This window comes from Bacteroides sp. ET71 (genome assembly GCF_023336905.1).
Lineage (GTDB): Bacteria > Bacteroidota > Bacteroidia > Bacteroidales > Bacteroidaceae > Bacteroides.
The window spans coordinates 1-329 of record NZ_JAMBLS010000169.1; the positions used below are offsets into that span (position 1 = coordinate 1).

Genomic DNA, 329 nt, shown 5'->3' on the forward strand with positions numbered 1-329 from the left:
TACAGGGACATCAGTGGCTCCTGCGTGACGGGTTTCTCCGGTTCAGAGCGGACAATGGGCGGTTCTTCCACAACCGCCTCCGGCGTTTCCGTCGTGACACGCTGCTGTTCCGGCTTGGATAACGCCCGCACCTGTGCAATGCGTTCCTGAAGACTTTCCGCCCGTACTTCCGCCAGTTCGCGCAACTCGCGCACCGGCGAGAAGCGGAGATAAAGGTCAAGGTCGAGGTTTTCCGACAGGTTCTTGTCCAGCATCCATTTCAGGTCTGCGGCGATGGCATCCATGCCCCCGTCATGCAGGAAGACGCGTGCCGGTTTGCCGTAAGGGTC

General features: G+C 60.2%; 1 protein-coding gene. It reads right to left on the minus strand.

The genetic code is table 11. The features are described from left to right. A partial coding sequence (locus M3090_RS15725) for a hypothetical protein (protein ID WP_249057820.1) occupies positions 1 to 329 on the minus strand: 329 nt, incomplete at both ends.